This window comes from Salinarimonas sp. (genome assembly GCF_046292825.1).
In the GTDB taxonomy this organism is placed as follows: Bacteria; Pseudomonadota; Alphaproteobacteria; order Rhizobiales; family Beijerinckiaceae; genus Salinarimonas.
The window spans coordinates 26,858-51,933 of the sequence record NZ_JBKBQG010000010.1; the positions used below are offsets into that span (position 1 = coordinate 26,858).

25 protein-coding genes are annotated in these 25,076 nt (G+C 69.8%); 15 read left to right on the forward strand and 10 right to left on the reverse strand.

From position 1 onward, the window contains the following. Window positions 1–7: 7 nt before the first annotated feature. From ACK4UM_RS07335 to ACK4UM_RS07350, 4 genes are all read right to left on the reverse strand, one after another. Window positions 8–1,330: a glucose-6-phosphate isomerase gene (locus tag ACK4UM_RS07335; protein ID WP_409797323.1), complete on the reverse strand. Its 1,323-nt coding sequence runs from the start codon at window positions 1,328–1,330 to the stop codon at window positions 8–10. A gap of 93 nt (window positions 1,331–1,423) precedes the next feature. Continuing rightward, window positions 1,424–4,201, reverse strand: a complete 2,778-nt coding sequence (locus ACK4UM_RS07340) for an EAL domain-containing protein (protein WP_409797325.1) — start codon at window positions 4,199–4,201, stop codon at window positions 1,424–1,426. Between the two features lie 79 nt (window positions 4,202–4,280). Then, window positions 4,281–5,144, reverse strand: a complete 864-nt coding sequence (locus ACK4UM_RS07345; RefSeq protein WP_409797327.1) for an HpcH/HpaI aldolase/citrate lyase family protein — start codon at window positions 5,142–5,144, stop codon at window positions 4,281–4,283. Between the two features lie 12 nt (window positions 5,145–5,156). Then, the gene (locus ACK4UM_RS07350; RefSeq protein ID WP_409797329.1) at window positions 5,157–5,642 is read right to left on the reverse strand and encodes a MaoC family dehydratase; all 486 of its coding nucleotides are present in this window, start codon (window positions 5,640–5,642) and stop codon (window positions 5,157–5,159) included. 128 nt (window positions 5,643–5,770) lie between these two features. On the opposite strand from ACK4UM_RS07350, the gene ACK4UM_RS07355 reads away from it, so the two are divergent. From ACK4UM_RS07355 to lexA, 9 genes are all read left to right on the forward strand, one after another. Further along, window positions 5,771–6,679, forward strand: a complete 909-nt coding sequence (locus tag ACK4UM_RS07355) for a lytic transglycosylase domain-containing protein (RefSeq protein WP_409797331.1) — start codon at window positions 5,771–5,773, stop codon at window positions 6,677–6,679. Then, the gene (locus tag ACK4UM_RS07360; protein WP_409797333.1) at window positions 6,676–7,890 is read left to right on the forward strand and encodes a DUF2336 domain-containing protein; all 1,215 of its coding nucleotides are present in this window, start codon (window positions 6,676–6,678) and stop codon (window positions 7,888–7,890) included. The genes ACK4UM_RS07355 and ACK4UM_RS07360 overlap by 4 nt, the downstream gene beginning before the upstream one ends. Window positions 7,891–8,029: 139 nt before the next feature. Then, window positions 8,030–8,530 carry a TIR domain-containing protein gene (locus ACK4UM_RS07365; RefSeq protein WP_409797335.1) on the forward strand — a complete coding sequence of 167 codons (501 nt, stop codon included), beginning with the start codon at window positions 8,030–8,032 and terminating at the stop codon, window positions 8,528–8,530. After that, complete coding sequence (locus ACK4UM_RS07370) at window positions 8,530–9,408, forward strand: macro domain-containing protein (protein WP_409797337.1); 879 nt, start codon at window positions 8,530–8,532, stop codon at window positions 9,406–9,408. The genes ACK4UM_RS07365 and ACK4UM_RS07370 overlap by 1 nt, the downstream gene beginning before the upstream one ends. 224 nt (window positions 9,409–9,632) lie before the next feature. After that, window positions 9,633–10,652 carry an anthranilate phosphoribosyltransferase gene (gene trpD / locus ACK4UM_RS07375; RefSeq protein WP_409797339.1) on the forward strand — a complete coding sequence of 340 codons (1,020 nt, stop codon included), beginning with the start codon at window positions 9,633–9,635 and terminating at the stop codon, window positions 10,650–10,652. A gap of 2 nt (window positions 10,653–10,654) precedes the next feature. Further along, window positions 10,655–11,455: an indole-3-glycerol phosphate synthase TrpC gene (gene trpC / locus ACK4UM_RS07380; RefSeq protein WP_409797341.1), complete on the forward strand. Its 801-nt coding sequence runs from the start codon at window positions 10,655–10,657 to the stop codon at window positions 11,453–11,455. After that, a complete protein-coding gene (moaC, locus tag ACK4UM_RS07385) occupies window positions 11,452–11,931 on the forward strand; it encodes a cyclic pyranopterin monophosphate synthase MoaC (protein WP_409797343.1) in 480 nt (159 codons plus the stop codon). The genes trpC and moaC overlap by 4 nt, the downstream gene beginning before the upstream one ends. Further along, window positions 11,928–13,154, forward strand: coding sequence for a gephyrin-like molybdotransferase Glp (gene glp / locus ACK4UM_RS07390; protein WP_409797345.1), 1,227 nt, complete (start codon window positions 11,928–11,930; stop codon window positions 13,152–13,154). Before moaC ends, glp begins: the two co-directional genes overlap by 4 nt. A 217-nt stretch (window positions 13,155–13,371) precedes the next feature. After that, complete coding sequence (lexA, locus tag ACK4UM_RS07395; RefSeq protein WP_409797347.1) at window positions 13,372–14,088, forward strand: transcriptional repressor LexA; 717 nt, start codon at window positions 13,372–13,374, stop codon at window positions 14,086–14,088. Between the two features lie 402 nt (window positions 14,089–14,490). Here lexA and sufA read toward each other — a convergent pair whose 3' ends face one another. After that, window positions 14,491–14,865, reverse strand: coding sequence for a Fe-S cluster assembly scaffold SufA (gene sufA / locus ACK4UM_RS07400; RefSeq protein ID WP_409797349.1), 375 nt, complete (start codon window positions 14,863–14,865; stop codon window positions 14,491–14,493). Between the two features lie 311 nt (window positions 14,866–15,176). Between sufA and ACK4UM_RS07405 the strand changes: the two genes are divergently transcribed. From ACK4UM_RS07405 to ACK4UM_RS07420, 4 genes are all read left to right on the forward strand, one after another. Further along, on the forward strand, window positions 15,177–16,721 hold the full coding sequence (locus ACK4UM_RS07405; RefSeq protein ID WP_409797351.1) for an ABC transporter ATP-binding protein: 1,545 nt from the start codon (window positions 15,177–15,179) through the stop codon (window positions 16,719–16,721). 1 nt (window position 16,722) lies between these two features. After that, window positions 16,723–17,799: an ABC transporter permease gene (locus ACK4UM_RS07410; protein ID WP_409797353.1), complete on the forward strand. Its 1,077-nt coding sequence runs from the start codon at window positions 16,723–16,725 to the stop codon at window positions 17,797–17,799. Continuing rightward, window positions 17,796–18,713 (forward strand): ABC transporter permease, encoded by a 918-nt coding sequence (locus ACK4UM_RS07415; protein WP_409797355.1) that lies wholly within the window; start codon window positions 17,796–17,798, stop codon window positions 18,711–18,713. The genes ACK4UM_RS07410 and ACK4UM_RS07415 overlap by 4 nt, the downstream gene beginning before the upstream one ends. Window positions 18,714–18,787: 74 nt before the next feature. Continuing rightward, window positions 18,788–19,867, forward strand: a complete 1,080-nt coding sequence (locus ACK4UM_RS07420; protein ID WP_409797357.1) for a BMP family ABC transporter substrate-binding protein — start codon at window positions 18,788–18,790, stop codon at window positions 19,865–19,867. Window positions 19,868–19,950: 83 nt separating this feature from the next. Here the strand turns inward: ACK4UM_RS07420 and ACK4UM_RS07425 are convergent, their stop codons facing one another. Together ACK4UM_RS07425 and ACK4UM_RS07430 are read right to left on the reverse strand one after the other, a co-directional pair. Further along, window positions 19,951–20,481, reverse strand: coding sequence for a CoA-binding protein (locus ACK4UM_RS07425; protein ID WP_409797359.1), 531 nt, complete (start codon window positions 20,479–20,481; stop codon window positions 19,951–19,953). Between the two features lie 7 nt (window positions 20,482–20,488). Then, window positions 20,489–21,301, reverse strand: a complete 813-nt coding sequence (locus ACK4UM_RS07430) for an enoyl-CoA hydratase (protein WP_409797361.1) — start codon at window positions 21,299–21,301, stop codon at window positions 20,489–20,491. Between the two features lie 108 nt (window positions 21,302–21,409). Here ACK4UM_RS07430 and ACK4UM_RS07435 point away from each other — a divergent pair, with 108 nt between their 5' ends. Next, on the forward strand, window positions 21,410–21,841 hold the full coding sequence (locus ACK4UM_RS07435) for a PaaI family thioesterase (protein ID WP_409797363.1): 432 nt from the start codon (window positions 21,410–21,412) through the stop codon (window positions 21,839–21,841). 133 nt (window positions 21,842–21,974) lie between these two features. Here ACK4UM_RS07435 and ACK4UM_RS07440 read toward each other — a convergent pair whose 3' ends face one another. The 3 genes from ACK4UM_RS07440 to ACK4UM_RS07450 all read right to left on the reverse strand — a co-directional run bounded on the left by ACK4UM_RS07440 (window position 21,975) and on the right by ACK4UM_RS07450 (window position 23,460). Next, window positions 21,975–22,589 carry an exopolysaccharide biosynthesis protein gene (locus tag ACK4UM_RS07440; RefSeq protein ID WP_409797365.1) on the reverse strand — a complete coding sequence of 205 codons (615 nt, stop codon included), beginning with the start codon at window positions 22,587–22,589 and terminating at the stop codon, window positions 21,975–21,977. Window positions 22,590–22,664: 75 nt separating this feature from the next. Continuing rightward, complete coding sequence (locus tag ACK4UM_RS07445) at window positions 22,665–22,934, reverse strand: usg protein (RefSeq protein WP_409797367.1); 270 nt, start codon at window positions 22,932–22,934, stop codon at window positions 22,665–22,667. Window positions 22,935–23,211: 277 nt separating this feature from the next. Next, a complete protein-coding gene (locus ACK4UM_RS07450) occupies window positions 23,212–23,460 on the reverse strand; it encodes a hypothetical protein (RefSeq protein ID WP_409797369.1) in 249 nt (82 codons plus the stop codon). Between the two features lie 280 nt (window positions 23,461–23,740). On the opposite strand from ACK4UM_RS07450, the gene ACK4UM_RS07455 reads away from it, so the two are divergent. Continuing rightward, window positions 23,741–25,069 carry an FAD/NAD(P)-binding oxidoreductase gene (locus ACK4UM_RS07455; RefSeq protein WP_409797371.1) on the forward strand — a complete coding sequence of 443 codons (1,329 nt, stop codon included), beginning with the start codon at window positions 23,741–23,743 and terminating at the stop codon, window positions 25,067–25,069. Window positions 25,070–25,076: the final 7 nt, after the last annotated feature.

Genomic DNA, 25,076 nt, shown 5'->3' on the forward strand with positions numbered 1-25,076 from the left:
GTCTCCCTCACCCCTCCGCGAGATAGCGCTTCGCGAGCACCTTGCCCTCTTCCACCGCCGGCTGGTCGAACGGGTCGACGCCGAGCCCGTAGCCGGTGAGGATCGTCTCGAGCATGAAGTGCATGAGAAGGCGGCCGATGGCGCGCTCGTCGAGGCGCTCGAGGTGGATGCGCCGCACCGGGCGGTGATTTTTGGCGAGCGTGTCGGCCGTGGCGCGCCCTTGCGCGGCGACGAGATCGCCGATCGTCTTGCCCGCGAAACCGGCCTGGCCCGCGCGCTCGGCGAGATCGGCCGCGATCCGCGGTCCCTGTCCGGCGCATTCGACGGTCACCACCGTGAACAGCTTGTCGTTGGGGCCGCCGAGATAGAGCTGCAATTGGCTGTGCTGATCGACGGGGCCGATCGCGGCGACGGGGGTCGAGCCCTTGCCGTCCTTGCCGAGGCTCTCGCCCCACAGCTGCACCCACCAGCGGGTGAAGCGCTCGAGGCGGTCGGCATAGGCCATCATCACGTTGATCGCCTTGCCCTCGAGCTGGCCGGCGATGGCGATCGCGGCGCCCTGCGCGACCGCGATCTCGGAGGCGGGCAGGCCGTCGCGGATCGGATCGTAGGCCTGAGCCGCGCCGGCGCGGATCGCGCGGATGTCGAGGCCGAGAATCGCGGCGGGCAGGAGGCCGACATTGGTGAGGACCGAATAACGCCCGCCGATCCGGGTGTGGTGATCGAGGAAGCGCACGCCCTCGGGCTCGAGCAGGTCGCGCAGCGCATTCTTGCCGCCACCGGGTGCGCGCGGCTCGGACAGGCCGACGATCGTGTCGCCCGCGCGCCCGCGCAGGCCCGCCCCGTCGAGGGCGGAGAGGACGGCCATGGTCTGCATCAGCGTCTCGCCGGTGCCGCCCGATTTCGAGATCGCGGCGAAGCGGGTCGTCTCGAGCGGAAGGCGGGCGAGGACGCGCTCGAAGGTGAGGGGGTCGAGATTGTCGAGGAAGTGGACGCGCACGCCCTCGGCGAGGCGCCCGGCGCCCGGCACCGCGTAATCGGCGAGCTGGGCGAGCGCCTGGCCGCCGAGGCTGGAGCCGCCCGTGCCGAGGAAGACCACGTCGGTCGCGCCGTTGCCCTTCAGCATCGCCGCCGCCTCCTCAATGCCCGCGAGATCCTCGGTCTCGTGCGGAAGCGACAGGAGCGGCAGGCGCCCGCTCTGCTCCTCCTCGCGCAGGCGCTGCATGCCCGTCTCGGAGAGCTTCAGCGCCGCCTCGATCGCCGTCTCCGGAATGCCCGGCCCGCCGATGCTCCGGCCGAGCGCCTGATCGATCGCGTGCGTGAAAGCCATGCTCGTCTCCTCGTGTCGAATGTGCCGGCACCTTAGCGCCGACCGGACGGGGAGGACAACGCGCGAGCGGGGCGGAAGTCCCGCGCTGCGATTTCAGGCGGCGCTGGCGTCGCGGGCGGGGAGCGCGCTCGGCGGGGCGGGGCGGCCGATGAGATAGCCTTGAGCCTGCGAGCAGCCTTCGTTGCGGACGAGGGCGAGCTGCTCCTGCGTCTCGACGCCTTCGGCGGTGATCGTCATGCCGAGCCGCGCGCCGAGCCCGACGATCGCGCGCACGATCGCCGCGGTCTGCGGGTTGTCGAGGTCCTGGACGAAGGAGCGGTCGATCTTGATCTTGTCGGAGGGGAAGCGGCGCAGGTAGCCGAGCGACGAGAAGCCGGTGCCGAAATCGTCCATCGCGATCGAGACGCCGATCTCGCGCAGCGCCCCGAGCACGCGCAGGACGCCCTTCGCATCCTGCATCAGCGCGGATTCGGTGATCTCGAGTTCGAGCCGGCTCGCCGGCAGCCGCGCCTCGCGCAGGGCGCGCGTCACCGCGTCGAACAGGCCGTCGCCCTCGAGCTGGCGGGCGGAGACGTTGACGGAGACCCGCAGCTCCATCGGCCAGCGCGCGGCCTCGCGGCAGGCGAGCGCGAGCACGCGCGCTCCGATCGCGTCGATGAGGCCGATCTCCTCGGCGAGCGGCACGAACATCGCGGGCGAAAGCAGGCCGCGGGCGGGATGGCGCCAGCGCACCAGCGCCTCGTGGCCGCAGACGCGGTCGGTCGCGAGGTCGAGGATCGGCTGGTAGTGGACCTCGAGCTCGTCGCGCGCGATCGCCTCCCGCAATTCGACTTCGAGCGTTTGGCGCTCCTGGGCGGCCGCATCCATCGCCGGCTCGAAGAAGCGATAGCCGCCGCGACCGTCCGCCTTGGCGCGGTAGAGGGCGAGGTCGGCGGCCTTGAACAGCGCGTCCGCGCTCGTCCCGTCCCGCGGCGCGACCGCGATGCCGAGGCTGTAGCCGACGGGGATGCGGTGCCCCTCGACGCTCATCGGCGGGCGCATCGCCGCCACGAGGCGCTCGGCGAGGTCGCGGGCACCGTGCGGCTGCTCGGCTTGGGTCTGGAGGAGGGCGAACTCGTCGCCGCCGAGCCGCGCCACGAGTTCGCCCTCGCGCAGCACGCCGCGCACGCGCTCCGCGACGCCGCGCAGGAGGGCGTCGCCGGCGGGATGGCCGAGCGTGTCGTTGACGGTCTTGAAGCGGTCGAGATCGACGCAGATCAAAGCGAGCGGCGCGGCCGCGCGGGCGTGGAGGTGCTCGTCGAGCCGCTCGCGCAGGAGCACGCGGTTCGGCAACGCGGTGAGCGCGTCATGGCGCGCCATGTGCGCGATGCGCTCCTCGGCGCGCTTGCGCGCGGTGATGTCGGTATAGGTGCGCACCGCGCCCCCGCCCGCGAGCGGGACCGTGCGCACCTCGATCACCAAGCCGTTCGAGCGACGGCGCTCGTAGACGTGCGAGGGCCCCATCACGCGTCGCAGATTGTCGAAGGCACGCGCGGCGTCGTCCTCGCTCACGAAGTCGTCGTGCTCCACCTGGAACATGGTCAGATCGGCGAGGGTCGGACCCGCGGCGAGCACCTCTTCGGGGATGTCGAGGAGCTCGGTGACGCGCCGGTTGTAGATGACGACGCGGCCGTCGCGGTCGATCATCAGGAGACCCTGATCCATGTTCTCGAGCGTCGCGGTGAGGAGCTCGGTCTGCTCCGCGAGCGCGCTCGTGCGCTCGGCGACGCGGCCTTCGAGTTCGGCCCGCGCGGCGGCGAGGCTCGCATCGCGGTCGCCGAGGTCGCGCGCGGCCTGGGCGAGCGCCTGCGCGACGAGATCGGCCTCGGCGATCGGCAAGTCGGGCGCGTCGACGCGGCGGCCCTCGCCGAGATCGCGCGCGAGCCGCGCGAGCGTGCGGTAGGTGCCCGCGATCCGCCGGCTCAGGAGGAGCGCCGCGACGCCGGCCAGCGCGCCGAGGAGGATGCCCAAGCCGACGAGCTTCAGGACGGAGAGGTGCAGCGGCGCCTCGAGCGCGGATTCCGGCAGCCCGACCGCCACGGTCCAGCCCGTGAGCTGCGAGCGCGCATAGGCGCCGAACACCGGCACCCCGACGAGATTGGTGCCGCGCCAGGTCCCCGAGCGGCCGATGAGCTCCTCGAAGCCCGGCAGCTTCGTACCCGAGAAGGTCGCGTTCTGGCTCGAGCGCGCGAGGATCGTGCCGCGCGCGTCGGAGATCGACGCCCACCGCGACGGCTGGTCCTCCGGCTCGACGCCGATCAGCACGCGGTGGACGGCGTCGATCGGGATCTCCGCGGTGACGATGCGCTTGACCTCGATGCCGCCCCAGACGGGAACCGAGACGGCGACGATCGGCTCGCGCGTTTCCGGCGAGAGGTGAAAGCCCGAAACGTGCGGGGCCCCCGTCCGCGCCACGATGTTGAGGATCGCGCGCTCGCTCTCGTCGGGTTCGTTCGCAGCGACCGGCGAGCCGAAGGGCATGCGCGTGTGCAGGAGGCGGCGCCCCTGCGCGTCGCGCACGACGATCGCCGCATCGAGCCGCCGCGCGGCGTTCTGCGCTTCCTCGAGAAACGGCCCGAGATCGTCCTCGCGCAGCGAGCGGGCGCCGGCCAGCACGTCGAGGGCGGAGATGGTCGCGCCGACGAGTTCGTCGGAGGCCGTGAGCACGGTGGCGGCCTTGTCGCGCACCTCGTCCGTGACCATCTGGCGCGCGTCCGAGGCGAGACGCACCGTCAGATAGCCGGAATAGACGATCGGGGGGAGGGCGAGCACGAGCGCGAACGCCGTGAGGTACCAGCCGAACGTCAGCCGCCCCGCCTTCCTCCTGCTCACCGGCGCCCCCCTGCGAATGCTCTTCCGGAGAGCATAGCCGAGGAGTGTTAAGAATCGACTCTGTCGCCCGAGGGCGCGCTCAAGACCGCGCGAGGAGACGCCGCGCGCGTTTGAGATGGGGCATGTCGATCATCTCGCCGTCGATCGCGACGACGCCCGCGCCGGGGTCCCGCTCGAAGGCCTCGACGATGGCGCGCGCCTTGGCGATCTCCTCGGTGGTGGGCGCGAAGGTCTCGTTGATGACGGGCACCTGCGCGGGATGGATCGCGAGCTTGCCCGCAAAACCGTCGCGGCGTGCGGCGCGGCACTCCGCGGCGAGGCCGTCGAGATCGCGGAAGGCGGTGTGGACCGTGTCGACCGCGTCGACCTCCGCCGCGGCCGCGCCGAGCAGCGTGAGGGCGCGGGCGAGCCGGTAGGGCTGCGCGAAGGCGCCGGTCTCGTCGCGATTGGTCTCCGCGCCGAGATCGGCCGAGAGATCCTCCGCGCCCCAGGCGAGGCCGGTGAGGCGATGGCTCGCGCCGCCGAACGTGCCGAGCGCGAACACCGCCTTCGCGGTCTCGGTCGCGATCGCGAGGATGCGGGTGCGCCCGTCCTCGAGGCCGTATTCCGCCTCGCGCACGGCGATCATCGCCGCGATGTGGGAGACGTCGCGGCCGCCGCAGGCCTTGGGCAGCACGATGCCGTCGGGCCCCGCCCGCATCACCGTGTCGAGATCCGCGCCGGTGAGGGTGGTGTCGAGCGCGTTCACGCGCACGTAGAGACGCGGGCGCTGCGGCCGCGAGGCGGCGTCCGCGAGCGCCTGCGCGGCGACGGCGCGCGCCGCCTCCTTCGCCGAGGGCGCGACCGAATCCTCGAGATCGAGGATCAGCGCGTCGGCGCCCGCGTCGAGCGCCTTGGCGATCTTGCGCTCGCTGTCGCCGGGCACGAAGAGATAGGAGCGCATCGCGGATCTCCCTCAGGCGGTGGGGCGCTTGAGCATGAAGGCCTGGCGCCGGCATTCGGCGACGAGGGTGCCGTCCTGCTTGTAGGCGCGGTGGTGGAAGGTGACGATGCCCGCGTTCGGGCGCGATTTCGATTCGCGCTTCTCCAGGATCTCGGTCGCCGCGTGGACCGTGTCGCCCTCGAAGAGGGGAGCGGGGAAGCGCACGTCGGTCATGCCGAGATTGGCGATCGTGGTGCCCACCGTCAGGTCGTTCACCGACATGCCGATCATGAGGCCGAGCGTGAAGAGCGAGTTCATCAGGGGCTTGCCCCACTCGGTCTCGGTCTCGCAGAAATGCGCGTCGATGTGCAGCGGCTGCGGGTTGAGGGTCATGTTGGAGAACAACATGTTGTCCATCTGCGTCACCGTGCGGGTGAGCTTGTGCTCGATCACCGCGCCGACGACGAAATCCTCGAAGTAGATGCCGCCCCGCTTGTGACGCCGGCTGTCGTCGATCATCGCTGTCCTCCGTTGCGGCAGGTCCGCGTTTCGGCCCGCGCATTCAGGCTTCGTTTACCATGACGGCGCCATGGTCGTCGCGCCGCTCCTCGGGTCGCGAGGCGAGCGGCGACCAGGACCGGCGGGCCATGTTCCTGTTCACCACGCCACCCGAGAGTTCGAGCGCGCCGCAGCGCCCCGTCGTCGAGGCGATCCGCGCCGGCGCGCGCGACGGCGATGTCGGTTTTGACTATCTCCTCGCCACCGCGCAACGCGAATCGGCGCTCGACCCGTCCGCGCGGGCGAGCACGTCGAGCGCCGCGGGCCTGTTCCAGTTCATCGAGGAGACCTGGCTGTCGCTCGTGCGCAGCGAGGGACCGCGCATCGGGCTCGGCGCGGAGGCGCAGGCGATCACGCGCGCGGGCGACGGACGCCACGTCGTCGCCGACCCGCGCCAGCGCGACGCCATCCTCGCTCTGCGCGAGGACCCGGAGATCTCCGCGCGGCTCGCGGGCGCCTTCACCCGCCAGAACCGCGATCTCCTCGCCGCCGAACTCGGTCGCGAGCCGTCCGAGAGCGATCTCGCGGTCGCCCACGTGATGGGCGCGAGCGGGGCCGCGAGCCTGATCCGGGCCGTGCGCGAGGCCCCGCACACGCCCGCCGCCGATCTCTTCCCGCGCGCGGCCCAGGCGAACCGGGCTCTGTTCTTCGAGCCGGACGGGCGCTCCCGCGACGTCGCGGGGCTCTACCGCGCGATCGCCCAGGCGCAGGAACGCGCCGGGGCGCGCGCCCGAGACGCCGCCCCCGCCTTCGGCGAGGAGGCCCCGCTCGCCTTCGCGCGCGCCGACGGGCCGGCCTTCCACGGCTTCTTCCGCACCGACACCGCGCGCAGCCCCGTCTCGGGTGCGGTGTCGAGCCTCTGGGCGGGGGAGGGCGCCGCGATGCCGCCCGCCGCGCCGCCCGCTTCCGCGCCGGCCGCTCGGTCCTCCGCCGCCGCCCCGCGCGCCGCGGCGCAGGCTCCGCTCGATCTGTCGGCCTTCACGCGAGGCACGCGATGATCGTCCGCCGCTTCCTCCTGTGGGCCCGCACGGCGAGCGCCGGAGACCGCGCCGAGGCCCTGAGCGCGCTCGCCCGCTCCTATCTCTATTCCGATCTTTCGCCGCAGGACCGCGAGGACGCCGAGACCGCCTTCGTCGCCATGCTCGACGATCCCTCGCCGATCGTGCGCCGGGCGCTCGCCGAGTGCTTCGCCAATGCGGCGGAGGCGCCGCGCACCGTCGTCCTCGCCCTCGCGAGCGACCAGAGCGAAATCGCCGCCCTCGTTCTCGCCCGCTCGCCGATGCTGAGCGATGCCGACCTCGTCGATTGCGCGGCGCTCGGCGACGCCTTCGCGCAGACGGCGATCGCGCTGCGCCCGCGCCTCTCGGCGGCGGTGTCGGGAGCCCTCGCCGAGGTCGCGGACCCTCAAGCGCTCGTCGAGCTCCTCGGCAATCCGGGCGCGGAGATCGCGCGTGCGAGCCTCGCGCGCATCCTCGAGCGCTGCGGCGAGGACGGCGCCGTGCGCGAGGCGCTCATCGCCCGGCCGGACTGCCCGCTCGACATCCGCCAGGCGGTCGCGGTGGCGGTCGCGCGCAGCCTGCAGGATTTCGTCGTCGGCCGCGGCTGGCTCTCGCCGGAGCGCTCGGAGCGGGTGACGCGCGAGGCGCGCGAGAAGACGACGGTGGCGCTCTCCGCCGGAGCGGCGCACGAGGACGCGCGGCGCCTCGTCGTCCATCTGCGCGAGACGGGTCAGCTCACCGCCGCGATGCTCCTGCGCGCCGTCCTGTCGCGCGCGATGCCCTTCGTCGAGGCGGCGCTCGCCGACCTCACGGGGCTGCCGCCGAGCCGCGTGGCGCGTCTCGCCGCCGAGCCGCACGCTCCGGGATTCGCCGCGCTCTACGCCCGTTCCGGCCTGCCGGAGGGCCTGCGCCCCGCTTTCGTCGCCGCACTCTCGGCCGTGCGCGAGGCGAGCCTCGACGGTCGCGCCGCGGGCCTCGCTCTCTCGCGCCGCATGATCGAGCGCGTGCTCTCCGCCTGCGCGAGCCTGCCGCCGGAAGAAGCCGGGCGCCTCCTCGTCCTCCTGCGCCGCTACGAGATCGAGGCCGCCCGCGAGGAAGCCCGCGAGCGGACGGAAGCGCTCGCCGACGAGGCCGCGCTCGACGCGGCGATCGGCCATGTCGAGCGCGGCATCCTCGCCGCGATCCGCGCCCGGGGGTTCCTCGCGGCGTGAGGGGAGGGGGGGAAAACTGAATCTGCTCTCTTGCGTTGAGCAGGACCTGAACTTACAGTTTTTCTAAACCAGGAAGGACCTTGCGATTCTAAATCGCCTATGGATTTATTGCGAGGCGCCGTGCGATAGGAAATTTTATATGCCTTATCGCAATAAGACCTACATCTGTTTCGATGGCGACACCGACATGGCCTATTATCGCCTAATGACCGCGTGGAAGGCCAATGACGGTCTATCGTTCAATTTCCACAATGCACATGATCTTAACACCGCACGCGATAGCAGCTTAGAAGAAAGTATCAAGCGGCAACTTCGGGTAAGATTCGCTAACTCAAAAACCTTTGTTGTACTGATCGGAGAGAAAACAAGATATCTGAGAAAATTCGTGAAGTGGGAAATGGAAACTGCTTTACGGCTTGGGCTCCCGATAATTGGTGTAAATCTCAATGGAAGTAGGAGCATAGAAGGTTTGTGTCCTCCCGCTATAAGGCACAGTCTCTCTGTATATGTTTCCTTCAACATGAGAATCATCGCGCATGCGCTTGATGAATGGCCACCGGAGCACAGACATTTGACAAGTGCAGGTAAATCTGGACCGTACTATTATACTACAGAAGTCTACAAGAGGCTCGGTCTTTAATGCGCTATTTTCTTGAATCCATATCGACCTTTGCGTTTTGGCGGCATGCTTTATTCTCTCGGGAGGCGATGTCGAATTTTCTGGCGGCCGTGGGCATTTTGTTTCTCGCAGTTCAGCTTGCAGACTTTTTTGCCGTATACACCCGTGATAAGCATTCCGAATACGGGTTCATTTTTATCTTAGGGGTAGCGTTACTATGGGTTTTGTCAGTTCGGCGTCCGCTGAGGCGTGTTCACTATAAGCTTCCTAGCAAAGATTGCTCGATCGAGGTAAAGATAGGCGATCTTTTTACAGAACAAGGAGAGGTGATAGTAAGCTCTAATACAACTTTTGACACTGATATGAGCAACGGCCTTATCTCGGCCGAAAGTCTCCAAGGGCAGTTAGCGCTTAAGTTCTTCTCAGGTAATACGCAGGAAATTGACAGGCAGCTTGAGCATTCTCTCACGGGCGAACCGTTCACGTCTCGGGACGACGCACCCGGCAAGAAAAAGGAGTATGCACCCGGCACAGTTGCTCGTGTAAGCACTCATGGTAAAAATTTCTATTTTGTTGCTATGTCGCGACTGAACGAGAGTGGTACAGCAGAATCTTCAGTTAAAATGATTGAGGAATCGCTCGAAAAGCTTTGGGAAAACATGGCTAAAAAGGCGGAGCTTGGTGACATTATCATGCCGTTGATTGGAACAGGACGAGGTCGTGTAGCCCTGCCGCGAAACAAGGTGGTAGAAAAAATCGCCCAGTCGTTTGTCGACGCTTCTCGAAATCGCACATTTTCGAATCGCCTGAAGATAATGATCCGAGAACAGGACGCGTCAAGATTTTCGGTTAACCTGTTTCAAATCAAGGACTATCTGTCGCGCAGCTTGCACACTTGACAGGAGAATCCGTCGTATTAAACGAGCTTCGCTGCATCTGTTCGTCTTCAACGCGATATGGTGGCGGCGGATCAAGCGGACGGAGGGTGCGGTGGATGGCTCCGGGGCTTGTTCGTGCGAGCTAAACGCTGACCCAGCGTACTTCCCCCAAGCTCTTCCCCCTCGCCGCCCGCCTTGCTAAGGAAGACCTCCCCGACGGCAGGTCCGGGCTCTCGAGGTGGTGGATGGACGCGTTCAAGCCTTATCTCGCCAAGGTCGCGACCGGCGCGGCGCTCTCCCAGGAGGAGGCGCGCGCGGCCTTCGACGCGCTCCTGTCCGGCGAGGTGACCCCCGCTCAGGCCGGCGGCTTCCTGATGGCTTTGCGCGTGCGCGGCGAGGCGCTCGACGAGATCGTCGGCGCGGCCTCCGCCATGCGCGCCAAGATGGTGCGGGTGAAGGCGCCTGCGGGCGCGATCGACATCGTCGGCACCGGCGGCGACCATTCGGGCTCCTACAACATCTCGACGCTCGCGGCCTTCCTGGTCGCGGCCTGCGGCGTGCCGGTGGCGAAGCACGGCAACCGCGCGGCCTCCTCGAAATCCGGCGCGGCGGACGTGCTCGGCGCGCTCGACGTCGGGCTCGGGCTCGATCCCGTTCGGCTCGAAGCCTGTCTCGCGCAAGCGGGCTTGTGCTTCATGTTCGCGCAGACGCACCACGCCTCGATGCGCCACGTGGCGCCCTTCCGCGTCGAGCTCGGCACGCGCACGATCTTCAACCTGCTCGGGCCCCTCTCGAATCCGGCCGGCGTCAAGCGCCAACTGCTCGGCGTCTTCTCCCGCGCCTGGATGGAGCCCCTCGCGCGGACCCTGCGCGAGCTCGGCTCGGAGCGCGTCTGGGTGGTGCACGGCTCGGACGGGCTCGACGAGGTCACGACGACGGGGCCGACCGAGGTGGTCGCGCTCGAGAACGGCGAGATCCGCACCTTCCAGATCGATCCGCGCGACGTCGGCCTGCCGCTCGCCCGCCCCGAGGATCTCAAGGGCGCCGACCCGGCCCATAACGCGGCGGCTCTTCGCGCGGTGCTCGACGGGCAGAAGACGCCCTATCGCGACATCGCGGTGCTCAACGCCGCCGCCTCCCTCGTCGTCGCCGGCAAGGCGGCGGATCTCGCGGCAGGCCGTGCGCTCGCCGAGGAGGCGATCGATTCGGGCGCCGCGCGCGGCGTGCTCGCGCGCCTCGTCGCCGCCTCGAAGGTCGAGGGCTGAGCATGAGCGACATTCTCGCCCGCATCGAGGCCTACAAGCGCGAGGAGATCGCAGCCGCCAAGGCGGCCGTGCCGCAGGCCGAGATCGAGCGCCGCGCCGCCGCCGCCCCGCCCCCGCGCGGCTTCGCGGCCGCCATCGAGGCGAAGATCGCCCGCGGCGAGCCCGCGCTCATCGCCGAGATCAAGAAGGCGAGCCCGTCGAAGGGCCTCATCCGCGCCGATTTCGACCCGCCCGCGCTCGCGCGCGCCTACGCGCAGGGCGGCGCCGCCTGTCTCTCGGTTCTGACCGACGCGCCCTCCTTCCAGGGCCATCCGGATTATCTCGCCGCCGCCCGCGAGGCCTCGGGACTGCCGGTCCTGCGCAAGGATTTCCTGTTCGAGCCCTATCAGGTCTACGAGGCGCGGGCCTGGGGCGCGGATTGCATCCTCGTCATCATGGCGAGCCTCGACGATGCAGCCGCGCGCGCCCTCGTCGACACGGCGACCGCGCTCGGCATGGACACGCTCGTCGAGGTCCACGACGCGGACGAGCTCGCCCGCGCCCTCGATCTTTCGGCGAAGCTGGTGGGCATCAACAACCGCAACCTGCGCACGTTCGAGACGAGCCTCACGGTCTCCGAGACGCTCGCCCCGCGCATCCCCGCCGATCGCATCGTGGTGGGCGAGAGCGGGATCGCGACGCCCGCCGACATCGCGCGGCTCGAGCGGGTCGGCATCCGCACCTTCCTCGTCGGCGAGAGCCTGATGCGGCAGACCGACGTCGCCGCCGCGACCCGCACCCTTCTCGCCCGCGAGGCGGCATGAGCGAGCTCAGCCATATCGACGCCTCCGGCGAGGCGAACATGGTCGACGTGTCGGACAAGGCCGTCACCTCCCGCACCGCGATCGCGGAAGGGTTCGTGATCACGAAGCCGGAGACGGTCGCGGTCATCCGCGCGGGCGACGCCAAGAAGGGCGACGTGCTGGGCGTCGCCCGCGTCGCCGGGATCATGGCGGCGAAGCGCACCCACGAGTTGATCCCGCTCTGCCACCCGCTGCTCATCACCAAGGTGCGCGTCGAATGCACGCTCGACGAGGCCCTGCCGGGGGTGCGGGTCGTCGCCGAGGTGCGGGTCTCGGGGCAGACGGGCGTCGAGATGGAGGCGCTCACCGCCGTGTCGGTCGCCTGTCTCACGATCTACGATATGGTGAAAGCCGCCGACAAGGAGATGCGCATCGAGGGCGTGCGGCTCCTCGAGAAGACCGGCGGCCGCTCGGGCACCTACAAGGCCGACCCATGAGCCTCCTGCCGGTCGCCGAGGCGCGCGCGCGCATCCTCGCGGCCGTGAGCGGCCCGACCGACCCCGAGCGCCTGCCGCTTTCCGCCTGCGCCGGGCGCACGCTCGCCGAGGACCTCGTCGCGACCCGAACCCAGCCGCCCTTCGCGGCCTCCGCCATGGACGGTTGGGCGGTTCGCGCGGCGGATGTGGCGCGCGTGCCGGCGACGCTCGCGACGATCGGCACGTCCGCCGCCGGCAAGCGCTTTTCGGGCGTGGTCGGGCCCGGCGAGGCGGTGCGCATCTTCACCGGCGCGCCGATCCCCGAGGGCGCCGATACGATCGTCGTCCAGGAGAATGCCGAGGCGCTGCCGGACGGGCGCGTGCTCATCCGCGAGGGCGCGGCGGCGGGGCGGTTCGTGCGCCGCGAGGGCCTCGATTTTCGGGAAGGCGACGTGCTGATCCCCGCCGGCCGTCGCCTCGACGCCCGCGCGCTCGCCCTCTGCGCCGCGATGAACCACGCCGCGTTGCAGGTGCGCCGCCGCCCGCGCGTCGCGCTGATCGCCACCGGCGACGAGCTCGTCCTGCCCGGCGAGGTGCCGGGGCCGGACCAGATCGTCGCCTCGAACCTCTTCGCCATCGCCGCCATGGTCGAGGCGGCCGGCGGGCAGGCGATCCCGCTCGGCATCGCCCGCGACAGCGTGGAGGCGATCCGCGACAAGCTCGAGGAGGCCCGCGCGGCGGCCCCCGACATCCTGGTGACGCTCGGCGGCGCCTCGGTCGGCCAGCACGATCTCGTCCAGGAGACGCTCGCGGCGCAGGGGCTCGCGCTCGGCTTCTGGAAGATCGCGATGCGGCCGGGCAAGCCCCTGATGTTCGGCACGCTCGACGGGCTCCTCGTGCTCGGGCTCCCCGGCAATCCGGTCTCCTCGATGGTCTGCGCGCTGCTCTTCCTGCAGCCGGCGATTCGCGCGCGTCTCGGCGATCCGCGCGCGGGCGAGATGGCGACGCAGGCGGGGATCCTCGCTGCGCCGCTCCCGGCGAACGACGCGCGCGAGGACTATCTGCGCGCGAACCTCACCGCGCGGCCGGGCGCGCTGCCGCTCGTCGAGGCGGCACCCGTGCAGGATTCCTCGATGCTCGGCGTGCTCGCCCGCGCGGACGCTCTGATCGTGCGCGAGGCCGGCGCCGCGCCGCTCGAGACGGGCGCGGTCGTCGAGGTCCTGCGTCTCGACGGGCCGATGTGAGGGGACAATCCTTGCCTGTAAGCGCGGCTCCACTTTGGCGGAGCGTGGCAGAGACTTGCGGAACACAGCGGGAACGGGTATAACGTTCGTCGTTTGTTTCGGCGCTCGACGCGCCGATTCGCCCCGCGAGACCTCGATCGATCGGCCAATCGGGCCAGCGCGACCAGGTCTCGTGGCGAGAACGTCCGTCGTGACGAGATATGGGGACGGGACCGGAATGCTCACGCGCAAGCAGCACGAATTGCTCCGCTTCATCCACGAGCGTGTTCGCGAGACGGGCGTGCCCCCGTCCTTCGACGAGATGAAGGACGCGCTCGACCTGAAGTCGAAATCGGGCATCCACCGACTGATCACCGCGCTCGAGGAGCGCGGCTTCATCCGGCGGCTGCCGAACCGGGCGCGCGCGCTCGAGGTGGTGCGCCTGCCCGAAGGCATGGGCGTCGCCCCGCGCGGGCGCTTCAACCCGAGCGTGGTCGAGGGCGGCCTCTCTGCCCGCCGGGCCGCGCCCGCGCCTGCGGCGCCCGCTCCCGCCGAGCCGCTCGGCGGCGATCGCGCGATCGACATCCCCGTGATGGGCCGCATCGCGGCCGGCGTGCCGATCTCCGCGATCCAGGCGCCGATGTCGTCGGTCTCTGTCGCGCCGGATTTCCTCGGCGGCGGCGAGCATTTCGCGCTCGAGGTGCGGGGCGATTCGATGATCGAGGCAGGCATCCTCGACGGCGACATCGTCGTCGTGCGCCGCACCGACGTCGCGGATACGGGCGACATCGTGGTGGCGCTGATCGACGACGAGGAGGCGACCCTCAAGCGCTTCCGCCGCCGCGGCTCCTCGATCGCGCTCGAGGCGGCGAACCCGGCCTACGAGACGCGCGTGCTCGGGCCCGACCGGGTGAAGATCCAGGGCAAGCTCGTCAGCCTCTTCCGTCGGTATTGATGGAGCCCGCCCGCAATCCGAGCGCCGCGCCCCGTCGAGGGGCGCGGGGGCTCGGGCGGGGCGGGGGAGCGTGAGGGCGGCGGGTGCGAGAGCGCGGCGCGCGCCTGTCGTCGGCGCGGCGTCGGCTTTCGCTCGACCCGGTCCGATCCGGGTCGCGAGGCGCACCAGGCCGCTAGGCGCTCCGGGACGCGAGGCGCTCCGGGACGGGTGCACGGGGCCGGCGTGCGGGCGCGCATGGGCGGTCGCGATACGGCTGCGCGACGGCGACGATCGATCGAGCCCGCTCATTGCGCTGCAGCTGTCGCGGTGCGGGGATGGGTCCCGCATCCTCGTCGGCGTCCGGGAGTATGGCCCCGGCCTTCGGCGTCCGGGAGCATGACCCCGAGGACGATCGAGACGCTCTCAGCCCTGCGAGGCGCCTTCGAGCTTCGCCGGGGTCAGCGCGACCGATTCGCCGCAGCCGCAGGCGGAGGTCTGGTTGGGGTTGTTGAACACGAATTGCGCAGAGAGCTTCGTCACTTGGAAGTCCATCTGCGTGCCGAGCAGGAACAGGACCGCCTTCGGATCGACGAAGACCTTGGCGCCCTTCTCCTCGACGATCTCGTCGCCCGCACGGGGGCCCTCCGTGAGGTCCATCGTGTAGGACATCCCGGCGCAGCCGCCGTTCTTCACGCCGACGCGCAGCCCCTCGACCGGGCGGTCGGAGCGCGCGACGATCGACTTGATCCGCTCGGCGGCGGCGTCCGTCAGGGTGACGACCTTGAGGTTTCCGAACATGCTCTCGTCTCTCCCACCAGGGTTCAAGGCCCGGGCCAGCGAGGGTCTCGATCCCCAACATAATGACGCCCGAGGCGCAGGTCGAGGGGCGCGATGCACCCGATGCGCCCGCTGCCTCTCCCGTGGGCATGAGCCGCCTCATTTTCCCTCTATCGTGGCTCCGTCGGGCACGGTAAGTAGTTTTCCAAGGGGTCTTGCGGGAGTGGTCATGCTTTGTCGGTGGTGCGTCGGAGGAAGCGGGACCGGGCGAGGGGCGGCGTTCCGCACGGCGTCCGCGTCGCGGATCCGACGCTGACGAGGCGGGCATCCCGATGAGCGAGACCGCCGCCCTCGTCGCCGCCGAGAACATCGTCAAGCGCTTCGGAACGCTCGTCGCGAACGACCATGTCGACCTCACGGTCCTGCCCGGCGAGATCCACGCGCTGCTCGGCGAGAACGGCGCGGGCAAGTCGACCCTCGTGAAGATGCTCTACGGGCTCCTGCAGCCCAACGAGGGCCGCATCCTCTGGGAAGGCAAGCCGATCGTCCTGCCGGATCCGCGCACCGCCCGCGCGCTCGGCATCGGCATGGTGTTCCAGCACTTCTCGCTCTTCGACAACATGACCGTCGCCGAGAACGTCGCGCTCGCGCTCGACGAGGCCGAGCCGCTCGAGCGCGTGGCGGCGCGGCTCGCCGAGATCTCGCGCGCCTACGGCCTGCCGCTCGACCCCGCCCGCGAGGTCTGGCGGCTGTCGGTCGGGGAGCGCCAGCGCATCGAGATCGTGCGCTGCCTGATGCAGAACCCCAAGCTCCTCATCCTCGACGAGCCGACGTCGGTGCTGACGCCGCAGGAATGCGAGGGTTTGTTCGCGACGCTCGCGCGGCTGCGGGCGGAGGGGAGGGCGGTCCTCTACATCTCCCACAAGCTCGAGGAGGTGCGCCGCATCTGCGAGGCGGCGACCATCCTGCGCCACGGCAAGGTCGTCGCGCGCACCGATCCGCGCACCGAGACCGCCGGGAGCCTCGCGCGGATGATGGTCGGCACGGACGTCGGCGAGGCGCGGCGCGTGCGGCGGGTCTCGCGCGAGCCCGTCCGGCTCTTCGTCGACAATCTGAGCCTGCCCTCCGAGGACCCGCACGGCACGAGCCTGAAGGGGGTCTCGCTCGAGGTCCGCCGCGGCGAGATCCTCGGCATCGCCGGCGTTGCCGGCAACGGCCAGGAGGAGCTCTTCGCCGCCCTCTCCGGCGAGCGCCGGGCGCCGCGCGCGGACGCGATCGTGCTCGACGGCGATCCGATCGGCCACGAGGACATCAACGCGCGGCGTCGGCGCGGCGGCGCCTTCGTACCCGAGGAGCGGCTCGGCCACGCGGCCGCGCCGCGCCTGTCGCTGTCCGAGAACGCGCTCGTCGCGGGGCACGCCGCGAACGGCTTCGTGCGCGCGGGCTTCGTGATGCGCGACAAGATGCTCGCCTGGGTCGACGGCGTCACCCACGCCTTCGACGTGCGCAAGGGCCCGCGCGATCCGGAGGCGCGAGCCCTGTCGGGCGGAAACCTGCAGAAATTCGTCGTCGGCCGCGAGATCCTGCGTCGCCCGAGCCTGATGATCGTCTCGCAGCCGACCTGGGGCGTCGATGCCGGCGCCGCGACGCTGATCCGCAACGCGCTCATCCGCCTCGCCGAGGAGGGGTCGTCGGTCGTCGTGATCAGCCAGGATCTCGACGAGCTTTTGGAGATCTCCGACGCGCTCGCCGTCGTCTTCCACGGCCGCCTGTCCGAAGCGCGGCCCGTCGGCGAGCTCACGCGCGAGGCGATCGGCCTCCTGATGGGCGGCGCCGGCTTTCCGGCCGATGCGCCGGTGGACGAGGAGGCCGCCTGACATGCGTCTCGTGCTCGAGCGTCGCGCTCAGACCTCCTTCGGTCTCCTCCTCGCCTCGCCGCTCTTCGCGGTGGCGCTGACCCTCGTCTCGGCGGTCGGCATCTTCCTCGCGCTCGGACAGGACCCGTGGCGGGCGCTGCACATCTATTTCGTGATGCCGCTCTCCGATTCCTGGAGCCTCCAGGAGGTCGCGATCAAGGCGACGCCGCTCGTGCTGATCGCGGTCGGCCTCTCCCTCTGCTACCGCTCGAACAATTGGAACATCGGCGCGGAGGGCCAATTCCTGATCGGCGCGATCTGCGGGGGCGGGCTCGCCGTCGCGACCCACGGCGCGGCGACGGGGCCGTGGCTCCTGCCGGCGATGCTCGCCGCGGGCGCGCTCGGCGGGGCGCTCTACGCGCTCGTCCCCGCGCTCCTGAAGGTGCGGCTCGGCGCGAACGAGATCCTGACGAGCCTGATGCTCGTCTACGTCGCCGATCTCCTGCTCGACTGGCTGGTGCGCGGCCCCTGGCGCGATCCGTTCGGCTTCAACATGCCCCAGACGGTGACCTTCTCGCCCGACGCGACGCTGCCGCTCCTCCTCGACGGCGGGCGGCTCAACATCGGCACGCCGATCATGCTGATGATCGTGGCGATCGCCGCCGTGCTCGTGGCGAGGAGCCTGAAAGGCTTCGAGATCCGCCTCGTCGGCGAGGCCCCGCGCGCGGCGCGCTTCGCGGGCTTCGACGACAAGCGCCTCGCCATCACCGTCTTCATGATCTCGGGCGCGCTCGCCGGCCTCGCCGGGGTGCTCGAGGCCGCGGGTACCGTGCGCCAGCTCCAGCCGGGCTTTTCGCCGGGCTACGGCTTCACGGCGATCATCGTCGCCTTCCTCGGGCGCCTCAACCCGATCGGCTGCCTGATCGCGGGCACCTTCGTCGCCATCACCTTCATCGGCGGGGAGAACGCGCAGATCATGCTGCGCCTGCCGCTCGACGTGACGCGCGTGTTCCAGGGCCTGCTCCTGTTCTACGTGCTCGCCTGCGACACCTTCACGACCTATCGCATCAGGCTCGAATGGGGGAGGGCGGCCGCGTGACCCTGTTCGAGGCGATCCTCCTCACCGTCGTCACGGCCTCGACGCCGCTCCTCATCGCGGCGATCGGGGAGCTCGTGGTCGAGCGCTCCGGCGTCCTCAATCTCGGCGTCGAGGGCATGATGATCATGGGTGCTGCGACCGGCATCGCGATCGCGATCGTGACGGGCTCGAGCGCGCTCGGCGTCGCGGCCGCGATCGGGGCGGGCATGCTGCTCGCCTTCCTCTTCGCGATCCTCACGCTCGGCCTCGCGACGAACCAGGTCGCGGCCGGGCTGTCGCTCGCGATCTTCGGGATCGGCCTCTCGGGTGTCGTCGGCGCGCCCTTCGTCGGCCTCCAGCGCGCCGGCATCGGTCGGATCGAGATCCCGATCTTGTCGGAAATTCCCTTCTTCGGCCCGCTCCTCTTCCGTCAGGACCCCTTCGTCTACGCCTCGATCGCCCTCGTGATCGGCGTCGCCTGGTTCCTGTGGCGGACGAAGGCGGGGCTCGTCCTGCGCGCCTGCGGGGAGAACCCGGTCTCGGCGCACGCGCTCGGCTATCCGGTCCTGCGCATCCGTCTCTACGCGATTCTCTTCGGCGGCGCCTGCGCGGGGCTCGCGGGGGCCTATCTCTCGCTCGTGCTGACCCCGTTCTGGACGTCGGGCATGACGGCCGGGCGCGGCTGGATCGCCCTCGCGATCGTCGTCTTCGCCTCCTGGCTGCCCTGGCGGGCGATGGTCGGCGCCTATCTTTTCGGCGGGCTCACCATCCTGCAGCTGCATGCGCAGGGCGCGGGCATCGGGGTGCCCTCGCAGCTTCTGTCGGCCATGCCGTATCTCATCACCATCGTCGTGCTCGCGGCCATCATGGCCGTGCGGCGGCGGGGGACCGTGGCGCCGCAGGCGCTCGGGACACCCTTCGTGCCGGACCGTTGATTCGGCACGAGCTTTGCAGTTTCGTAGCGTCATCGGGCCGTGATAGAGGCCCCATAGTGGAGGAGAGGATCGAGATGAAGCTCACCCGCCGCAACGTCGTCACCGGTGCAGGCGCGCTCGCCGCCGGCAGCCTTCTCCCCGGGCGCGCCTTCGCCCAGGAGCCGCTGAATGTCGGTTTCATCCTGATCGGCCCGGTCGGCGATTTCGGCTGGTCGACCATGCACGATCGCGGCCGCCGCCGCATGGAAGAGGTGCTCGGCGATCGTGTCGTCTCGACGCAGGTCGAGGCCGTCGCCCCGCCCGATTTCGACCGCGTCGCGACCCAGCTCGCCCGCACCGGCTCGCGCCTGATCTTCACGACCTCGTTCTCCTATTTCCAGCCGACGCTGCGCGTCGCCGAGCAGCTGCCGGACGTGATGTTCGAGAACGCGACCGGAACCTCGACGCGCGACAATCTCGCGATCTACAATGCCCGCTTCTACGAGGGCCGCTATCTCCAGGGCGTGATCGCGGCGCGCAAGTCGCGCTCGAAGCTCATCGGCTACGTCGCCGCCTTCCCGGTGCCGGAGGTGATCCACGCGATCAACACCGTCATGCGCGGTGCCTGGTCGGTCGATCCTGAGATGCGCATCCGCGTGATCTGGGCCAATGCCTGGTTCAACCCCGGCGTCGAGGCGGACGCCGCGCGCGCGCTCGCGGATCAGGGCTGCGACGTGATCTGTCAGCACACCGACAGCCCCGCGCCGCTGCAGCTCGCCGAAGAGCGCGGCATCTTCGGCTTCGGTCAGGCGAGCGACATGACGCAATTCGCGCCGAACGCCCACCTCACCTCCTCGGTCAACGAGTGGGGCGATTACTACGCCGAGCGCGCCCAGATGATGATCGACGGCACCTGGGAGCCGACGGACACCTGGGGCGGGCTCGGCTCGGGCATGTTCCGCCTCGCGCCTTTCACCAACATGACCCCCGAGGAGGTCTCGGAGGCGGAGGCGATCCGCGACGCGCTCGCCGACGGCTCGCTGCACCCCTTCGAGGGCCCGATCGTCAACCAGGCCGGCGAGACCGTGATCCCGGCCGGCGAGCGCCTCTCGGACGACCAGATCCGCTCGATGAACTATTTCTACGAGGGCATCGACGTCCAGATGCCGGGCTGAGGCTCGGCCGATCGTCCGAAACGGAAAGAGCCGGCGGGGCAGAGCGCTCCGCCGGCTTTCTCATCCCTCGCGCGAGCGGCGCTCTATCTCGGCTTCGGCCCCAGAGCGAGCTTCTGGACGCCGTCTCCGGCGAGCGTCGGCTTCTTCGCCGAAAGGATGCGCGAATTGACGCCCGCCCATGAGATCTCCCCCGAGAGGCGGCCGAACTCGATCTTCGGGCAACGATCCATCACCACGCGCAGTCCCTTCGCCTCCGCCCGCGCGGCCGCCTCCTCGTTGCGCACGGAGAGCTGCATCCAGATCGTCTTCGGCAGCGGGTCGAGCGCGAGCGCCTCGTCGACGACGGGGCCAGCCGCTTGCGAGTTGCGGAAGATCTCGACCATGTCCACCGGCCGGTCGAGGTCGGCGAGGCGTCCGTAGACGCGCTGGCCGAGGATCTCGCCCCCGGCCTTGCCCGGATTGATGGGGATGACCTCGAAGCCGCGGGCGAGGAGGTACTTCATCACGATGTAGCTCGGCCGCGCCGGGTTGTCGGAGGCGCCGACGAGGGCGATCGTGCGCGTCGTCGCGAGGATGTCGCGGATGAGGCCGTCGGGATAGGTTTCGTGCTGCATCGCGGCCTCAGGCATCGGTCCAGATGGGCTTGCGCTTCTCGACGAAGGCGCCGATGCCCTCCGCCGCGTCCTTCGTCATCATGTTCTGCGCCATCACCTGCGCGGCATAGGCATAGGCGTCGGCGAGGCCCATCTCCGCCTGGGCGTAGAAGGCCCGCTTGCCGATCGAGACGGTCCGCGTCGACTTCGCGGCGATCTTGGCCGCGAGGGCGAGCGCCTCGGCACGGGCGCCGCCCGCCTCGACGACCCGGTTGACGAGGCCCATGCGCGCGGCGTCCTCGGCACCGACGAGCTCGCCCGCGAGAAGGAGCTCCATCGCGTGCTTGCGGGAGACGTTGCGCGAGAGCGCGACCATGGGCGTCGAGCAGAACAGGCCGATATTCACCCCCGGCGTGCCGAAGCGCGCGTCCGCGCCGGCGATCGCGAGGTCGCAGCTCGCGACGAGCTGGCAGCCGGCGGCGGTGGCGACGCCCTCGACGGCCGCGATCACCGGCTGGGGGAGGGCGACGATCGCCTGCATCATGGCCGAGCAGCGCGTCATCAGGTCGAGATAATAGGCGGCCCCGCCATCGGAATCGGCGCGCCGGGCGGTCATCTCCTTGAGGTCGTGGCCGGCGCAGAAGGCAGGCCCCTCGGCGGCGAGGACGACGCAGCGCACCGACTTGTCGGTCGCGATCGCGTCGAGATGCGCATGCAGGCTCGCGATCGTCGCGTCGGAGAGCGCGTTGCGGGCGGCGGGCCGGTCGAGCACGAGGAGCGCGATCCCCGTATCGTCCTCCCGCCGCACGAGCGTGGCGTCGATCTCGGAATGGGCGTTCATGCGCGCGCGTCCTCCCCAGGCCTGTTCTTGATCTCGCGCCGAGGCCGGGGTCAACTGGAAGCCCCTCTCGACGAGCCCCGAGTCTGCCCGATGCGCGAGCGCCCGACAATGACCCCGGCCGAACTCGAGGCCTTCCTCGAGCGCGAATTCCCGCAGATCTATCTGGACGGGCGCATCTGGCACGTCGAGGAGACCGGGCCGATGCGCGCGCGCATGCGGCTCGACTACCACCCCCGCAACCTGCGCCCGGGCGGCACGCTGTCGGGGCCGTCGATGATGACGCTCGCCGATCTCGCGCTCTACGTCGCGGTTCTCGCCCAGATCGGCCCCGTGCCGCTCGCGGTGACGACGAGCCTCTCCTTCAACTTCCTGCGCAAGCCCGCGGAGGCCGCGCTCCTCGCCGAATGCCGTCTCCTGAAGCTCGGCCGGCGTCTCGCCGTCGGCGAAGTGACCGTGTTCTCGGAAGGCGCAGCCGATCCCGTCTGCCACGCGACGGGGACCTATTCGATCCCCGACCGCCGCCCAGATCCCTCCCCGTAGCGGAGGGCGGCCTCGCGAGTGAAGCGAGAGAGGTCGGGTGGGGCACGACGCGTGAAGACCGATCTCCACCCGGGCCCCACCCGGTCCGCGTCGCTCCGCTCCGCGGTCCACCCAACCCTCCGGGGAGGGATCGTCAGAACAGGCCGAGCCAGCCGGCCGGGACGAAGCGCTCGAAGACGTAGAGGAGACCGAAGGCGAGGCCGATGATCACGCCGATGTCGAGGATGCCCACCCCGATCCCCGCGCCGACCCAGACGCCGTCGCGTTCGATGAGCCCGAAGCCGATCAGCGTGATCGCGATCGCGGGCGGAATGTTGCCGACCACCGGCAACGGCAGCGCCATGACGAGGCCGAGGAGGAGCACGAGGAGGCCGAGCGGCTGGCGGGCGCGCAGCCGCGTCATGCCGATCGCGCGGGGCTTGGCGAAGCGCTCGATGCGCCGGAGCTTCGGGACGATGAAGCCGATGATGCGCGCGAGCGTGGAGGTCTGCACCCGGCGCTTGGCGATCGTCTCGGGCATCCACATCGCACGGCGCAGGGCGACGAGCTGGATGGCGACGAGCATCACGAGCACGCCGCCGATCGTCGAGAATCCCGGCGGGGTCGGGATCATGTTGGGCGCGGCGAACAGGATGAGCAGGACGCCGAAGGAGCGCGCGCGCAGGCGCCCGACGATCTCGGCGAGGCTCATCGTCTCGGCGGTCTCGTTGGCGACGAGGCGATCGAGGATCTCGGAGGTGCGCAGCACGGTTCGCGGGTCTCGGTGACGGAGCCCGGATATAGCCGCGCGAACCGCCCGGGGAAAGGGGGCGGGCGCCCGGCCTCAATGCAGCGTCAACACCCCGTCGACCGCCTTGAACTCGGCCGGCTTGATCAGGCGCGCGTGGCAGACCTTCACCGAATGGAGCGGCCCGGCGAGCTCGCGGCGCCAGAAGGCGAGGAAGTCGTTCAAGACGGGGAAATCGGGCGCGAGATCGTATTCCTGCCAAACGTAGGCCTGCAGGAGGCCCGGATGGTCGGGAAGCCGGTAGAGGATCTCGGCGGTGGTCAGCCCATAGCCTTCGAGCTGCTTGACGAACGCGGTGGAAGTCATGCGGCGCGTGCCTCCGGTCGTGAGCTCCGGACAGCGGAGCGTCAGGCCGGGCCGCCTCGCGGGCTCGCCGGCCCGCCACGCGGGCCCGGATCCTCCCGATGATGCCACAGCATTGCCGGACCGCAAGCGCCCGACGAAATTATCCTTGTGAAATCATGATGTTAGCAGCCGAAACCGACGAGTGCTGCCAAGCTTGCCCCAGGAAGCCGGAGGAGGCGGCGCACGCCCGACGTCACGCCGCGAGCGGCGTGGACGTCGGGCGGCGTTGAGAAGGAAATCAGAGGGCGGCAAGCGCGAGCGCGACGCCGATGGTCGCGATCATCGAACCGAGAAAGCCGGCCGTCGCGAAGGCGAGAGACGGGCCGTCCTGGGCGGCACGGGCCTGTTCGTGGGTGATGGCGATCGCGCGCGCGCGACGTCGCCGATGCTGAGGGTGATTCGGAGGATAATCAGCGTTCATCTTCGCATCCTGCTCTCGAGCGCCCGTGTAAGGGCCAAATGCCGCCGTTTGGGCGCGTAAACGCATGAATTCGACGTGGGTTTCCTCGACCGCCGGCTTTCTTCATCCATCGTGAACAGAGCTTCGGATCTGTTGACGGGTCTTCCGCCCTCGCGTCTCCGGGTCCGCCGGAGAGCGGGATAGCCGCGCGCACCGAGTCGCGCCTCCGCCCGAGGCGGAAGCGGTCCCTCCGCCCTTCTACGGATGGGGAGGAATCCGACTTGTGTCGGATTCCTTTCGCTGCGTATGTGAGAATATACTAAGAAACTGAGAAGCCCTGAAAGGCAAGGCCCAGGAGGCAGACGCCATGGACAGACGTCGTTTCGACAAGCCGACCCGCCGCGATGCGCTCAAGGCGCTCGGCGCGCTCGCCGCCATCTCCGCCGTGCCGGCGGTCGCCCCGTCGCGGGCCGCGGCCTCCCAGTCGCGCGCCAAGATCGTGATCGCGGGCGCCGGCGCCGCCGGCCTCACCGCCGCCTCGCGGCTGCGGTCCCTGATGCCCAACGCGCAGATCGTGATCGTCGACGCCCGCGAGCGGCATTATTTCCAGCCGGGCTTCACCCTGGTCGGCTCCGGCGTCTGGAGCGCCGAGCAGACGATCGACAGCAATGCGCGCTTCATGCCGCGCGACGTGACCTGGCTGAAGGCGTCCGTCGCCGAATTCGATCTCGACGGCAACCGCATCGTCACCTCGACGGGCGAGAGCGTGCCGTACGACTTCCTCATGGTGGCGACGGGGCTCCATCTCGATTACGAGCGGATCGAGGGCATGAGCGCGGCGCTCATCGGCCAGCACGGCATCGCGAGCATCTATGCCGGGCCGGAGGCCGCCTTCGCCTCCTGGCAGGCGATGCAGCGTTTCGTCGAGACCGGCGGGCACGGCGTCTTCGGCCGGCCCGCGACCGAGATGAAATGCGCCGGCGCGCCGCTGAAATTCGCTCTCCTCACAGAGGACCGGCTGACGAGCGCGGGCGGCAACGCCCGCTCGCGCGCGAAGCTCACCTATTTCCAGCACAATCAGGCCCTGTTCGCGGTCCCGCCCGTGAACGTGCGCGTCGGCGAGATCTTCGCGGAGCGCGGCATCGATCGGCACGAGAGCCACGTCATGCGCGCGATCGATCCGGGCGCGAAGCGGATCACCTACCAGACGCCCGACGGCACGACCGAGGTCGATTACGACTTCGTCCACCTCGTGCCCCCGATGCGCGCGCCGGACGCCGTGATGGCCTCCGCGCTGCCCTGGCAGGAGGGGCCGCTTTCCGCCGACGGCTGGATCGAGGTCGACCGCTCGACCATGCAGCACCTGCGCTATCCCAACGTCTACGCCATCGGCGACGTCGCCGGCGTGCCGCGCGGCAAGACGGCGGCGAGCGTGAAATGGCACACGCCTGTGGCCTGCGAGAACATGGTCTCCGTCATCGAGGACCGGCCGCAGACGGCGATCTTCAACGGCTACACGTCCTGCCCGCTCGTCACGCGGGTCGGCCAGGCGATGCTGATCGAATTCGATTACGACGGCACGCTCATCCCCTCCTTCCCCTTCATCGACCCGCTCGAGGAGAGCTGGGTCTCGTGGGTGATCGAGGAGCGGGCCCTGCTCGCGACCTACAACGCCATGCTGCGCGGCCTCGCCTGAGAGCACG